Origin of the sequence: Mucilaginibacter sp. NFR10, from assembly GCF_900100445.1 — a bacterium.
Classification (GTDB): Bacteria; Bacteroidota; Bacteroidia; order Sphingobacteriales; family Sphingobacteriaceae; genus Mucilaginibacter; species Mucilaginibacter rubeus.
In genome coordinates this window covers 304166-319753 of sequence record NZ_FMTV01000005.1, presented here as the reverse complement: position 1 = coordinate 319753, position 15588 = coordinate 304166, and the positions used below count along the sequence as shown (strand labels likewise).

Below are 15588 nucleotides of genomic sequence, written 5' to 3'. Positions count from 1 at the left end.
TATTACAATGAGAAAGATATTTTGCCTGCTGCTGTTGTTTGCGGGCATAGCTAACCGGATCCTCGCCCAGGGAACCACGATGGGCACCGCGATCAACGCGGGCAGCTATAGTGTATCGGGCAGTTATTCGGATACAAAGACGAATTCAACAGTCAATGGTTTTGTCAATAATTACGGGCAGGCATCACCGGAGGTATGGTACAGTTTTACCATCGGTGGCTCCACAAACTCCGTTAATGTATCATTATGCGAAAGCAATTTTGATACCTACCTGCATGTATTGAACAGCAGCGGTACGGAGATAGCAAGCAACGATGACGGTGGTCCGCTCTGTACAAGCAACCGGTCATCGCTGAGTTTTACCAACCTGGCGCCGGGGACCTACTATGTGGTTGCGGAGGGTTATTCAGCAAATACCGGAGCTATCATATTTGCTTTGGATGTGACCATCATTACGCCGCTAACGATCAGTTATGCCGGCCCTCAGACCTATTCGGCCGGAACGGCAATTACCGCGCTGAGCCCGACAGTAAGCGGCGCGGTATCCGCAGCGGGGCAGACCTCAACATTCGCGGGGACAGGAAGCGCCGGTTCAGCGGACGGTACCGGTACATCGGCAAGCTTTAACCAGCCGCTTGGTGCGACGGTAGATGCATCAGGAAATATCTATGTGGCCGAAGGCGGTTCGCATTTGATCCGAAAAATCACACCGGCCGGTGCCGTAACGACCCTAGCGGGAAGCGGATCTCAGGGATTCACGAACGGAACGGGAACAGCGGCGAGCTTTTATCATCCGGTAGGCCTGGCGGCTGATGCTTCCGGTAATATTTACGTTGCCGATGAGGATAATAACGCGATCAGAAAAATCACGCCGGCAGGTGTGGTAACAACTTTTGCAGGGAGCGGCGCACAGGGTAGCGGGGACGGTGCGGCAGCTTCGGCAACGTTCTATTACCCTTGCGGTGTGGCGGTAGACGGTTCCGGCAACGTGTACGTAGCGGATGCTTTCAATAACAAGATCCGAAAGATCACCTCGGCAGGTGTGGTCAGCACGCTTGCGGGCAGTGGTACTGCCAGTTCGGTAGACGGCACAGGCACAGGGGCCACGTTCAACCAGCCTTTCAGTGTGGTGACGGATGCCTCGGGAAATATCTATGTAGCGGACCGGGTTGGGGCAAAGATCAGGAAAGTGACCCCGGCAGGCGTGGTGACGACATTAGCGGGCAGCGGTACGGCATCTTTCGCAGATGGTACGGGAACTGCAGCAAGTTTTAACGCACCCACGGGCCTTGCAATTGACAAGGCAGGGAATCTGTATGTAACGGATGAGGCCAATAACCGGATCAGGAAAGTCACCTCAGCGGGCATTGTTACAACGCTATCCGGTACAGGCGGGCAAGGAAGCACAAACGGAGCCGGTACCGCATCAACGTTCAACCTGCCCTTTGCGATTGCGGCCAATGCCGGCGGTCTGGTGTATGTGGGTGACTTTACGACGGACCTGATCCGTAAGATCGTGGCCACGCCGTTTACGGTAAGCCCCGCATTACCTTCAGGTTTGGCGCTGAACAACGCGACAGGTGTGATCAGCGGTACACCATCGGCAGTTACCGCACAGGCGACCTATACGATCATCGCCAACAATAACTACAATTCTGCTACGGCACCGCTGGCGATCACAGTCGCGGCGGCGGTGATACCTGGTCCGAGCCAGGATCAGAATTATATCGTGACTTACACACCGAATAAGTCGGGTATCAACACGGACACCAGGCTCGACGGGTTAAAAACAAACAAGGACTCGGTACAGACAACGATCCAGTACCTGGACGGTTTAGGCAGGCCGTTGCAAACCGTGCAGCGACAAGCTTCGCCGTCGGCAAAAGATATTGTCCAGCCTTTCGCATATGATCAGTTTGGAAGGGAAGTTATAAAGTATCTGCCTTATTCTGCTTCTTCCACTGCGTATGGTACCTACAGGGCCGATGCGCTGAATGCCGGGGCAGGCGTTGCACAATTCTATAACCCTTCTGGAAATCCTGCCACAACAGTAACGCAGCAGACGAACGGCGTGGTTAACACTGCTTATCCTTTTGCCCAGTCGGCTTTCGAGGCATCGCCGCTGAACCGGGTTGTCGAACAGGGGGCGCCGGGCGCTGCCTGGCAATTGACCAGCCCAACAGGCACGGGCAGCAGCAATCACTCTGTACGGGTGGTGATCACCAATAATACCGACAGTACCTTTACTTCTGCCATAACGGGTAATAATGGCAGCAGACGAGTAGCATTATACACGGCTGCAATCAGTGCCAATCAAAGCCGCAAACTCGGTCGGACAAATAACACTGCAGTCTACAGCAACAACCAGTTATCCGTAGCGATTACCCGGAACGAGAACTGGAAACCGGGCGACGGCTGTTTCAATACCATGGAAGAATACAAGGACAAAGAAGGCCACGTGGTATTGAAACGCACTTATAATTTAAAAATAACGGGAACGACAGCCTCCCCGGTTAAAACAGCAGAAATGCTGTCCACCTATTATGTCTACGACGACCTGGGCAACTTGTCGTTTGTGTTACCTCCGGGGGCGGATCCGGATGCTACGGCAGCCCTGAGCCAGTCGACAATAGATAACGGTTGCTACCAGTACCGCTATGACGCCCTGAATAGGTTAGTACAAAAGAAGATCCCGGGCAAAGGTTGGGAATACATTATTTATAACAAGCTTGACCAGCCGGTAGCCACTCAGGATTCGGTGCAACGCATGAAGTCGCCGCAGGAATGGACGATCACCAAGTACGATGCCCTGGGAAGAACGGTACTGACCGGCATTTATCAGCATACGGGATCGACCGCAGGGACGGACAGTCACGCAGCCTTGCAGACGGTAGCAGATACCACCAGCAAGCAGTGGGAAACGCCGGTAAGCACCGGCATTGGTTATACGGCAAACACCTGGCCTAAAACATGGACAACAACTTTAAGCGTAAATTACTATGATAGTTATGTGGGTATCCCCGGTTTCCCGGGAAATTATGACCTGCATACAACGGTTGGTTACAGCAAACAGACCCAGGGCCTGCTTACCGCATCGAAAACACTGGTACTGAATACTACGGGTGATTATTTGTGGAGCGTGCCGTATTACGATGATGAAGGAAAAGTGATCAGGACTTTTAACCAGCATTATGTGGGTGGATCATCAGCGCTGAGCTTATACAATTACGATGACGTTTCTACCACGTATAACTTCCTGAAGCTTCCGACATTTGTAAGCCGCAGACACTACCTGAAGAATGCAGCCGGCACAGCCGGTACCTTGACGCTGACGGATAATAATAGTTACAGCTACGATCATGTGGGCCGTAAATTGGCCAATAATAATCAGATGCGTGACGGCAGCAATGCCACGCAAGCGACAGTCTTATTGTCCCGTACAGATTATAATGAGGTCGGCCAACTGAGATATAAACGCCTGCATTCTATTAACAGCGGGGCAAATTATTTACAGATCATCGATTACCGTTACAACCCCAGGGGCTGGCTGAGCAGCATCAACAACGCGAACCTGAACAGTGACGGGGGATTGACCAACAATGACTCCAGCGATAAGTTTGGGGAAGAATTAAGTTATGACGGCGCCGCCACGGCAGCCAAACAATATGGCGGCAATATTGCCACCGCGGTATGGAAATCGGCCCCTATTATCATCGGGGGGACAACGATAACGCCAATAAAGCAAACCTATGATTACGGGTATGACAACTTGAACAGGTTACGATCTGCCGTATCCACCAGTAGCACTTCAAAAGACAACCTGTATGGTGAAAATGTGACCTATGACAATATGGGTAACATTAGGGGCTTGGGCAGGTATGACAATATCAGCGGCAAAATACAGATTGATACACTGGCATATACCTATAGCAATTATAAGGTGACCCAGGTTGACGATGTATCGTCTTACGCGGGAACAGCCGGCTTTCAGGACCCGGTAAAGCAAGCTAATGAATATACCTATGATGGAAACGGCAATGAACTGAAAGATTTGAACAAAAGCATCAGCAGCATTACCTATAACATATTGAACCTGCCTCAAACGATCACCAAAAGTGATGGTAGCACGGTGACGTATGTTTATAACGCATCAGGTAACAAACTGAGGAAAATACTGACCGCAGGCGGTAATACCACCATTACAGAGTACGACAACGGGATACAATATGATAACAGCACTACGACGGTCGCGTTTATTCAAACGGAAGAAGGCAGGGCAAGGTACACCGGTTCAGCTTATGTGTACGAGTATGACCTGAAAGACCATTTGGGCAACACCAGGGTAACCTTAACCCCTGACCCGGCTGACAACACCCAGCAAACAGTAAAATTGTTACAGGAGAATGATTACTACGCATTTGGATATGGGATCCAGTCCATGCAACAAACCATATCTCCCAAAAATGAATATCTTTATAACCATAAGGAACTACAGGAAGAGACGGGGTTGTATGATTATGGGGCAAGGTTCTATGACCCGGTGATTGCAAGGTGGGGAAGTGTTGATCCGTTGGCGGAAAAAGGAAGAAGATGGTCGCCGTACGTTTATGGGTTTGATGATCCAATTAGATTTGAAGACCCAGATGGTATGTGGCCAGCTCCAATTATGCCGACATGGTTATTGAGTGCTGTTAGAAGTGTTGCTACCTGGATGGGATATGTTGGAAATAAAAGTAGTTCTTTAAGAAAGCAATATACAAATAGGGCATCCACTCTAACGGAAAGAACTGCTGAAAACAGAATAAAAAGAGCAGAGCTAAAGGCAGAAATCCGAGACGCTACCCCGCAACCAGTAAGAGCACATTTAGATCAGATAAGACCTATGGATGCAGAAAAGGCTAAGGCCGCTGAAGGAGCCGTAAATAATCCATCTAAAACCAATGAGAAATTCAACCAGCTCGGCGAGAACTTAGGAACTGTAGGGAAAGTTGCTACCGGTGTAGCTGTTGGAGTTTCTGTTTATAACATTGCGACTTCTGACAATAAACCGAAAGCCGTTGTAGAAGAAGCGGGCGGCTGGGCTGGTGCTTGGGCTGGCGGAGTAGCCGGAGCTGAATCAGGAGCCGGAGTAGGTGCTGTAGTTGGATTTGGGATTTTTGATGAAGTAACCATTCCTGTTGGAAGTTTATTAGGCGGTATTGGTGGTAGTATTTGGGGTGGAATACATGGTAAAAATATTGGAACTTCCGTCTACGATGCTACGACACAGAAGAAGGAAGCTGAAAAACAAAAAAATAATAAACAACAATAATGTCCATACTAATAAAAAAGCTGAAAGATATTGCAGCTAAATCTTTGCAAATCAAAAAATCAGATATAATTGAGTTTGATATAATACACTCATTCCCTTTTTCTGAAGCTGCAATTAATGCAGTTGAAGAAAATATCAAAATTGAAGGAATCAGCTCGCTAAAGTGGATCAATGAGAACGAGTTAACGGATAGTAACGACACCTTGATCGTTTGCAAGTGCCTAACTTCTCAGCAAGTTATTAAGATACTTCTTTTTAGCGACCCATATGAGCTTTATGAGCCAACAATCTTAATTAAGACCCTTAACGTTCCCCAATAAGAATTGCTATGAAAACCCTAACAATGCCTAGCTTTTACAGCCGGGGCGTAAACAGCGCAGCAGGACAGCGCTCACTGCGCCTATCACCACCTGTAGCATAAGAAAGACTCTAAGCAGAATAATCCCTTATGCGTTTGAGGACAGTGCTAAAAGCTGGTGAAAGAGAAAAAAACAAATTAAACGGAATACCAAGAGGCTGTATCATAAATCAACCGATACAGCTTTTATATGTCCTCCGCTGGGGCTGACTTAAAGTCAAAAGTTGCATTTTTATGTTTTGAGTTTCTTAAATTAATGTCGCTTTCGTAGCGATTTATCAATTTAGTGTTTAAAATGAATGTGTTTATTGATAAATCCCTAAAATAAATTCTACTAATTTAGTCTTTTTAGTCAGCTCCTCCATTGCAAACTCTTGCATATGCAAATCCCGGATGTTGATTCCGTCCGGAATTTTGCTGTAAATAGGTAAGCCAATATTCTATTATGGTTAATCCGAAGCGGCTACGCTCGGCAGTATCCCTTGTCCAGGAGCTGCGGTTAGAGATTTTAATTGGACACCGGCGGTCAGACCAAGAACACAAAAAGTTTGAAATGTGTGATAACTGTAAAGTAATATTTAATAAAAAATAATCCCATAGACATGTTTACAGAAGAAGAACAATTAGGTTTTGATATAAATTGTTTTTTTACCGATAACAAATACATTGCTTTTGCCGCTTCGGCAGGAGGACTATTACCCGAATCAATCTCTAAAGCTACTGGAAATTATGAATTACTTTCAGCTTATTTTAGAGGCTTGCCAGAGATATCTGAGATTTCAATAAATAAAGATGTAAGTCAGATAATCGGCTTTATTTGAAAGGTAAATATCCCTTTCTCAGGATTGAAAAATATTAAGTTGTTCAATGAAAGTTAAGTTTAATGTGATAAAAGCCAGTTCAACCAGCTTCATCTAAAAGGTAGACTTCTCAAGGCACTTTCTAATTTTTTCTATGATCTTATAACTATCCTATTATAGGAAAGTTTATCAGAGAATCAGGAACCTTTAACAGCTATATGCTACATGTGTAATTGATATAAGTAAGAGAATGAATACCACAATAAAACGATGCATTGAAAATATTTTTTTCAATATGATATAACATATTATAAAATCGTGTAGATTTATTTAATCAAACCTCAACATATCATAATTAAATGAAAACCCTTACAATTAATTCCAAGCAGCTAAATTCCCGATTTTCTCAGTGGTGTATAGTGTCAACAGTTCCGGTTATTAAATTATAACAACATACTTTTCAGGCAATAGGCAGGGGTACAGACCCTGCAAATTCATTTTCATCATATGATAAATAAGATTTATCCAGTGCTCTTACTGGGCATTTTGTTTTTTAGCAATACAGCATCTGCCCAGAAACGTAATTTAACGGTAAACCCGCTGACGGGTGCCGCGCAGGTAAACATTCCCATTTATAATGTCAGTATCGGACAACTTTCATTACCGATCAGCCTGAACTATTATGGCGGTGGTATAAAAAACAAAGACGCCGAAGGTACTGCGGGTATCGGTTGGAACCTCTCGGTCGGCGGGCAGGTCAGCCGTGTAGTGCGCGGGCTGCCTGATGATGTCATCAAAGATAATTCGGGAAATAACCGCTTCGGCTGGATGAGCGCTTCCAATACCGGTGCTGCCTCGATCGACGGTTTTACGATTGCCAATACGGCCAACGTATGTACTACCGAAGCTACGGACCTATCTTATATGAGTGCACATTTTGGCGTTAACTACGATACTGAGCCCGATATTTTCAATGTCAGCGCGCCGGGGCTTTCCTGCCAGTTGATTTATAACAGGACCACCGGAAAATTCGTACCGGTGGGTTACGATGACCTGGTTGTTACCTATGCGGCTGATCTGACGACTCACCTGATCAATTCGTTCACGATCACCAACGACAAAGGGGTTACCTATGTTTTTGGAAATAATTTTGATACGAACGCTGCCAATGAAAAAGTGACGGAAACAGCTGTGGGCACTTCTCCTTCCTATTTTACCAATAGGTTTCAACAATACCAGTATGGAATTACCTATAGTGATAACTGGGGATTGCTCAGTATGACGGATGCAAACCATAACCTGATCGAGCTGTTTTACAGCACGCCGTTTTTGCGGTTAAGCAAAGATACGGTTTCTGTTTATCCCGGAGGTTCTACCACTGCTTCGATGCAATACTATATGTCCCACAGGGTGGAGCCGGTACAGTTGCAAAGCATCGAGATTGCCAACGCTTATAATTACCAGCAAAATCATCTTACTTTCACGTGGTCCAATCTTGCGCCGGTAATCTCAACTATCAGCGGGAGTGGGCTGAATTACAAGTTTGGTTACCGGTATGTCACTTACGGCACGTCAGGAAAAGGACGTTACTTTTTAGGTAATGTAACAGACCTGGGCTGTAATACGCCGGTCAATTATCAATTCGCCTATAACGGGGAGACCCAACAAGCTAACGGTTCTTACATGACGGTACTTCCCGACTCTTTGTCCAGGAAATCGGATTACTGGGGGTATTATTCAACGCTTCCCGCAACTACTTCCCAGATCCCTTCGGTATATGTTAATCCTTCAAACAGCGCGTATCCAAGATACCTGATCGCCGCTTCCGGCACAGCGGGATCGGCATATACCTATACGCTGTCCAATAACGATCGCTCTGCCGATGCCACGGTAATCGCTTCCGGCTCACTCAATAAAATTACTTATGCGGAAGGTGGCAGTACGAATATCGTTTATGAGCCCAATGATTTTTATGATCCGACGACCGCGACGGTGATCAAAGGCGGCGGTGCCAGGGTGAAACAGGTGATTGATTCGGTGGGTACACATTCGTCGAATAATATCATACAAAACTATACCTACCTAAACCCGTCGACGGGTAAAAGCAGCGGCAAGCCGCTTTCGCTGCCGCAGTACGCCTTTACTCAGCCATACAGCGGTACCAATACAGGGCTGGCCCTGTGGACAAGCGCCACTGTGCTTTCGACGATCGACCTGTCGGAAGATGACCATACCATCATGTACGAATATGCTAAATCAAGCCAGACCGGGGCGGGTAGCACCCAGTATCAATATTATTTACCAGCGACCTATTATGATGCGAGCGCGGCTCCGGCAAGCGGAGGCGCAGCGGAATGGTATCCGACAATAGATAACGTGGCCAGAAATAATTGCTCACAGAACTTCGGCCCGGTTACCAACGGAGTTGGTGGTTCACCTTTCACTCCAAATACAAACTACGATTTTGAACGTGGATTACCGCTTAGTGTTACGAATTATAATGAGGATGCCACACCAAAAGTTGTGAGCCAAACCACTTATACTTATCAGCGTCCTAATAGTCCTTCCGTGATCAACGCTTTTCGTTTCGATGATATTTTCAATGGAGCTTTTTATGTTAGGGACTATAGTAAGTATAAAGTATTTTACAATGCCGGGGAGCTAAACGCCAAAGTGATCAGCAAAGTATTCGACTCGCCTACGCTGAGCGTGGCGCGGATCGATACGACGACCTATACTTTTGGTGGTGCTAATCATCACCTCGTTACCCAGGTGCAAAAAACGGGCAGTAATAAGAGCATTAGCACAACAACTATTAAATATACCAAGGATTATACTGCAGCGGCGGGCTCTAACCCGAATGTAACGGCCATTTATAATCTCCAGCAGCAAAATATCAATATCCCTGTAGAAAGCTACCAGCAGGTTACGCAGGGAGGTACAACCAAAACTATTGGCGCCGGGCTTACCTTGTTCAAAAAGGTTATTGCCGGTAGCAATAACCTTTATCTGCCGGCCCAGCAGTTTAAAATGGTACAGGCCGACGGGCTTACGGGCTTTGTACCGATGAGCATCAGCGGGCAGACACTGACCTACGATGCTGCTCATTATGTACAAAGCCTGAATGTGGATAGCTGTGATAATACCGGTACGCCACTCACGGTAAGTGATATCTTTAAGCACCGGAGCACAGTACTTACCGATCATTTCGCGGGCAAGCCCGTCGCAACCTTTAAAAATGTATCCTATGCTGAAGTGGCTTACAGCAGTTTTGACAGTGATATTCCCAATCCGGGCTATGCTTTTACTATTAACGGGACCGGGTTTGCAGCCAACGGCAGCCATGCAGGCAATGCTTATGGTTTAGCTACAACCCAAATGCTGACCCATACCTTCAGTAAGAACCCGGTTTCACAGAAATATATCCTTTCGGCCTGGATCAATGCACCGGCTGGTACCAATACCGTGCAGTTATCACTGGCCGGGGCCGGGTATGTCAACTATACTTATACAGGTACCGGTGGCTGGAAATATTATGAATGGGCGGTGCCGGTATCGGCACTGGGATCAACTTTCAGCTTCAGCCTGCAAAGCCTTCAGAATATTTCTATCGACGATATCCTGTTTTACCCGGATCTGGCAGAAGTCAGCACGGCAAATTATAATGCTGTAAACTATACTAAGACAGCGGAGACAAATACCAACGGGGTATCCGCTTATTACACCTATGACAAATGGGGACGGTTATTGAACAGCTTTGACCAGGACCATAATATCGTGGGCAAAAACACTTATATAAGCTCCGGTACAGCAGGGGGGTATGCTTACACCCCCCTTTCGATCACTCCACCCGCCACAATCTATAGTGCTTTCCCGGCAACATTTTCCGTGTATGGACTTGACTCTTGTACCATGGCAGGTGTTTCAGTTACCTGGAACTTCGGTGACGGGACAAGCCCGGTTACCACAGCAGGCCTGATCAGCCCCTCACATGCTTATACTAACGGTGTTCAAACATACACGGTAAATGCGACCCTCAATTCACCGTTGTTCGGTTCAAGGGCATTGCCACCAATAAACGTTACAACCCAGCTTGCCAATATCCCGATCCATTATACCACCGACGGTATGGGCGGAGGCGACATTACATCCGTTTCCTTCGTGCCTGTAGGCGGTGGCACCACTTATAGTTTTACGGGTTCCCAACTGAATAGCTCAACGGTGCTGCAAGGGGATTATACTATCAATATCTACCTAGCATCAGGGCAGCATTTCAACGCCACGACAGGGATAGGCTATAATTCCGTGTCGATAGCCAACCAGCAATATAACATGAATTGTTCCAACTGGGTATCGAACAACCGATATGCGATGAGTTGCTACCTTTTAGGCGCTACGGCTATTTACATTACCGTGTCACACTACGACTGCTCCCACTTCCTTAACCCCGAATAATATCGGCGCATCCAATGGTTTCATTCATACAATTAACCTAAACATGAAATACAAAATATTCCATATATCACTATTGCTCGGGATACTGGTTTGCATTAATTCGGTATTACATGCCCAAAGTAAGCAGGGCTTTGTGCAGCAAGAGAAAGTCAATATAGCAGGTGTAACGGCGGATACGTCCCTGGCTAAGCTGAATGTTTTCCAGAAACAGACCAGCCGGGTGTATTATGACGGCCTGGGCCGTACAATTCAAAGTATAGTAGTGAAAGCCAGCCCGCTGCAGAACGACCTGATCCAGCCGGTGGCTTATGATAACCTGGGTCGGCAGACCAAGAGCTACCTGCCTTACGCCGGCAAGGCTACAGATACGACGGGCTTTTACCGTCCGAACGCGGTAAGCACCGATCAGCCCGGTTTTTATAATAACCTGACCCAATACCTGACCGCCAATGATGGGAACCCCTACAGTCAGCAGGTATTTGAGAACAGCCCGCTGCAGCGGCAGCTTTCATCGGGCATGGTGGGTTCCGGTTTTCAGCCGGTTAGCGGGCAGCATTATAAGACTGCGGTTTACCGTTACAACAGTTCCGCACAGGACGGTAGTATCCCGGTCTGGAATTATGACGGCAGCTTTACGGCAAGTAACTATTACCCCAATAATTCATTATCGGTAACGGATGGCAAAGACGAGGACAATACCGAAACATTGGTTTTCACCAATAAAGAGGGGCAAACGGTACTGAAGCGGCAAAAACTGGGCGCTGCCAACCTGGATACTTATTACATATATAATATGGCCGGGATGATCAGCTACGTGGTGCCGCCGCAGGCCGTATCGCTGATGGCCGGGAGTTATAGCCTGAGCACCACTGCGGTTAAAAACCTAGTATTCCATTACCTGTATGATTCGATGGGTAGACTGGTTGAGAAGAAAGTTCCTTCGGCCGGGACAGTAGCCATTGTTTATGATCCGGTGAACCGGCCGGTGCTGGTGCAGGATTCCAATATGCGGGTAGCTAATAAATGGAATTATATCAAATACGACGCGAAGGGACGGGTGGTTTCGCAGGGGATTTATACTGATGTTACCCGCACCGGCCGCACTGCTATGCAAAGCTATGTAAGTGGCCTGGCATCCAGTTATAACACGACCTGGTATGAAAGCAGGACCGCCACGCTGACCAACAGCGGCTATTATACCAGCACTATTTTCCCAACCAGCAGCACCGGTACATTGACACCGCTGGCCTATGCCTATTATGATGACTATGATGTAGATAACAATGGCACGGCCAATTTTAGTTATGCTGCTCAGGGACTGACCAATGAAAGTTCGCCTACGCAATCGACGTTACGTGGCGTACCTACGGTGATCTGCCAGTCCACAGTCGGCAGCGCGATAGCCTCCAATATCTGGCTTACCAAAGTAACTTTTTACGATAAGCGCGGCAACCCCATACAGGTACAGAGCAATAACCAGCTAAGTTATACGGCCATGTTTACGCTCACTGATAAAAAGACCACTGTTCCCGACTTTACCGGGGCACCCCAGATTACCAAAACGTCGGTACAGGCCCCTTCAGGAACAACCAGTGTACAAACCAATTTTACGTACGACCATATGTACCGGGTTACCGCGATTGATCAGTATTATAACGGCTCAGCGACGGTAAGCCATGTGGCCACCTATAGCTATAATGAACTGGGGCAGGTCTATCAGAAAAAGCTGGCCCCGGTAAGCGCTTCCAGTTACCTTCAAAGCGTAGACCTGCGTTATAATATCCGGGGGCAACTGCTGAGCATCAACAACAGCAAACTGAGCAATGACAGCGGGCAGACGAACGGGGATACTAACGACCTGTTCGGTATGCAGTTGTTGTACGAGAAGGTGGATGCCAATCTTGGTAATACCGGCTATTATAACGGCAAGCTTTCGGCTATCAAATGGATGAGCAGGGACGGCAGCAACAACAGCAGCTACGAGAGGGCCTTTAAATATTATTATGACGGGCTTAACCGCGATACCGCTGCGGTATATGCTGAGCGGACTACGGCGGGCACGGGCGCTTTCAGCATTACGCATGGCTGGGATGAGGATAGGATCACATATGACCTGAACGGGAATATCAAAACGCTTTACCGGAACGCCACCACACAGGGCACCGGGGGACACAGTACCATCGATAACCTGACCTATACCTATGACGCGAATAGCCCTAACCAGCTGAAAACGGTGTCGGATGCCAGTGGCAATACTACCGGTTTTATGGGAGGAAGCGGAACGTATACTTACGATGGTAACGGCAACCTGACTAATGAACCGTATAAAGGATTATCCGCGATAAGCTATAATGTGCTTAACCGGACGGATCAGATCTCCTTCAGTTCATCAGCTAACAGGTTTATCAAGTATGCCTATAGTGCGTCCGGCATATTGATCCGCAAGCAGCAGTACGACAACGTAGGTGGCGTGGCAACGTTGCAAACTACGACTGATTATATCGATGGCTTTGTGTTTACCACGGCCGGAGCAGGTACTGCGGCGCTGCAATACTTTAATATGCCGGAAGGCCGGGTATTAAACAACGCCGGTACGTTGAGCCAGGAGTTTACCATAGCCGACCAGCAGGGTAACGTACGCATCGCTTTTGATAATACCGGCACAGGTGGCACAGCCAAAACCCGGCAGGAGAACAGTTATTATGCTTTTGGTATGATCATGCCGGGTAGTACAGTAGCCACACCCGGCAACCCGAATAAAAACCTGTACAATGGCGGCAGCGAATGGCAGAATGATTATGGCAACCTGCCTGATTATTATCAAACTTTTTACCGAAATTACGACGCTGCTTTGGGCAGGTGGATAGGTGTCGATCCAAAGGGTGAAAGCGCTGAAAGCATGACTGGCTATCAGTATGCTGGCAATAATCCGGCGATGATGAATGACCCAATGGGGGATTTATTTGAAGCAACCGATGGTATAGCAAAACAATTAAGCGGGCACGAGATCGAAAATATGAATTTGTGGCTGAATAGCGGAGGGATGCAAGGTGGGCTTTTGGATAATGTGCCAACGGTCGGGGGAGTATCTACCGCTGGCGGTGGCAAGAATGGTGTTTCGGTGTATATTGATGCCGACGGGAATGTGTCGTACATGGAGGGTAGCAAAAATAGCTATATTGTAAAGCAGAACGAAAATAATGAATGGATTTTCAATAAGGTTTCATCAAATGTTGTTCAGGATTTTAGTGGTTTAGCAAAAAACTTTCTATCGAACGAATTCGGATATATCCCAGTTAACTTAGGCTTTGAAGCATATAACTTTCTTGGTAGTAGAATTGAAAAAGGAATAGCCGCAGGTTTACGAAATGATAATCCAACAAATTTGCTTGCACCTAATGATTTTCAACTTGAACAGCAAAATTTAGTTTTTGATAGGATGTCGCGAGCGGTGAGTTACTTCAATAGAAACGGCGAAGTGTTTGAGGCCGGGCTGGAAAAAACATTTGCTACAACAGCGAAAACATTAGGTTTTGCGTCAACACTTGTTGGAACTGCGTTGTCCGTATATAATAGAAATGGAGTGATCACATTGGGAGACGCTGTGAAGGGGGTAATCGGCTATGCGTCAACCGTTGGGCCAATTGGATGGATCTATACAGGACTTGACATAGGAACTGCCTATTTAACGGGTAAATCAATCACAGATCGAATTGGAAGTGCTGTCGATGAAGCTTTTCCCGAAGCAAAAATGAAGTTATATTAAAATATTTATTTTGCATAACTTTAAGATGGATAGACGTAATTTAAATGTATGAAGAGAAAAAAAATCAGTTACATAGACTGGGCCGTAATGGTCATATTTATTGCAATTATTATTGGAAGGTGCGTTGTATTAGCTTTCTTCTTCAAGCCAATGCTAATTTTTTTTTATGATTTCATTTTCGCATTTTTAATACTAACATTGATGATGTCCTCTTATTTGTATAAGTACTCAAATATGTCATTTTCTCTAATGTGGTTTCTGTTATGTATAATTTATGCCTTACCCGGTAACAGACCACTTGCCTTTTTCGGATTGTTGCTATTTATAGCATATCATATAATTAGATTGAGTTATATAAGGAGATTTGGACAGGAATTTATTCCCCCTGAACCATCTAAAAACAGATTTATACCCGTCTACAATATAGATGAACAACGTGAAAGTAATGAACAGGATAATTTATATATGAGAATCTTTACGTGGTGCGGCTTGATTATTTTAATTGCTTGCGTTTTTGTCCAAGGGCATATCACTAGATGATTTTTTTAATAAAGATTGTATATAACAGCTCATACAATGGTCGAGGTTTAGCAACGCGTAACTTCGACCTAAAACAAAACAAGCATCCTGCTTGTAAAACGTTGTAATCCTGGATGAAACTATCATCCGGGATTTGTTGTAAATAGGTAATCTGTTATTAAAAAAGCCCTTGGTAAATCTGCGAGCCGCTGCGAGTTTGAACACGGAATTTAACGCAGGTATTTAAAACTATCTTCTTGTAAAATGCCACTTTTACATATTTTTATCTTGTGGTTGCCTTTACCTTCTGGAAATGATTGAATGCAACCACTGTTGGGATTCCCCTTGCAGCCCATAGAAACCCCTCGTTGTTGCAGAC

General features: G+C 46.2%; 5 protein-coding genes. All 5 read left to right on the top strand.

Annotation, left to right across the window (positions count from 1 at the left end):
- Window positions 1-7: 7 nt before the first annotated feature.
- Window positions 8-5311, top strand: coding sequence for a DUF6443 domain-containing protein (locus BLP33_RS18280; protein WP_090531737.1), 5304 nt, complete (start codon window positions 8-10; stop codon window positions 5309-5311).
- Entirely contained in the window at window positions 5311-5631 is a 321-nt protein-coding gene (locus tag BLP33_RS18275; protein ID WP_090531735.1) for a hypothetical protein, read from the top strand. The genes BLP33_RS18280 and BLP33_RS18275 overlap by 1 nt, the downstream gene beginning before the upstream one ends.
- A gap of 640 nt (window positions 5632-6271) precedes the next feature.
- Complete coding sequence (locus tag BLP33_RS18270) at window positions 6272-6490, top strand: hypothetical protein (RefSeq protein WP_090531733.1); 219 nt, start codon at window positions 6272-6274, stop codon at window positions 6488-6490.
- Window positions 6491-6976: 486 nt separating this feature from the next.
- Window positions 6977-10924 carry an RHS repeat domain-containing protein gene (locus tag BLP33_RS18265; protein ID WP_090531732.1) on the top strand — a complete coding sequence of 1316 codons (3948 nt, stop codon included), beginning with the start codon at window positions 6977-6979 and terminating at the stop codon, window positions 10922-10924.
- 43 nt (window positions 10925-10967) lie between these two features.
- Window positions 10968-14690: a DUF6443 domain-containing protein gene (locus tag BLP33_RS18260; protein ID WP_090531730.1), complete on the top strand. Its 3723-nt coding sequence runs from the start codon at window positions 10968-10970 to the stop codon at window positions 14688-14690.
- Window positions 14691-15588 lie beyond the last annotated feature (898 nt).

Bases quoted from the DNA above. Each gene is read 5' to 3' on its own strand.
- BLP33_RS18270 (WP_090531733.1), top strand. From the start codon at position 6,272: ATGTTTACAGAAGAAGAACAATTAGGTTTTGATATAAATTGTTTTTTT.
- BLP33_RS18275 (WP_090531735.1), top strand. From the start codon at position 5,311: ATGTCCATACTAATAAAAAAGCTGAAAGATATTGCAGCTAAATCTTTG.
- BLP33_RS18280 (WP_090531737.1), top strand. From the start codon at position 8: ATGAGAAAGATATTTTGCCTGCTGCTGTTGTTTGCGGGCATAGCTAAC.
- BLP33_RS18265 (WP_090531732.1), top strand. From the start codon at position 6,977: ATGATAAATAAGATTTATCCAGTGCTCTTACTGGGCATTTTGTTTTTT.
- BLP33_RS18260 (WP_090531730.1), top strand. From the start codon at position 10,968: ATGAAATACAAAATATTCCATATATCACTATTGCTCGGGATACTGGTT.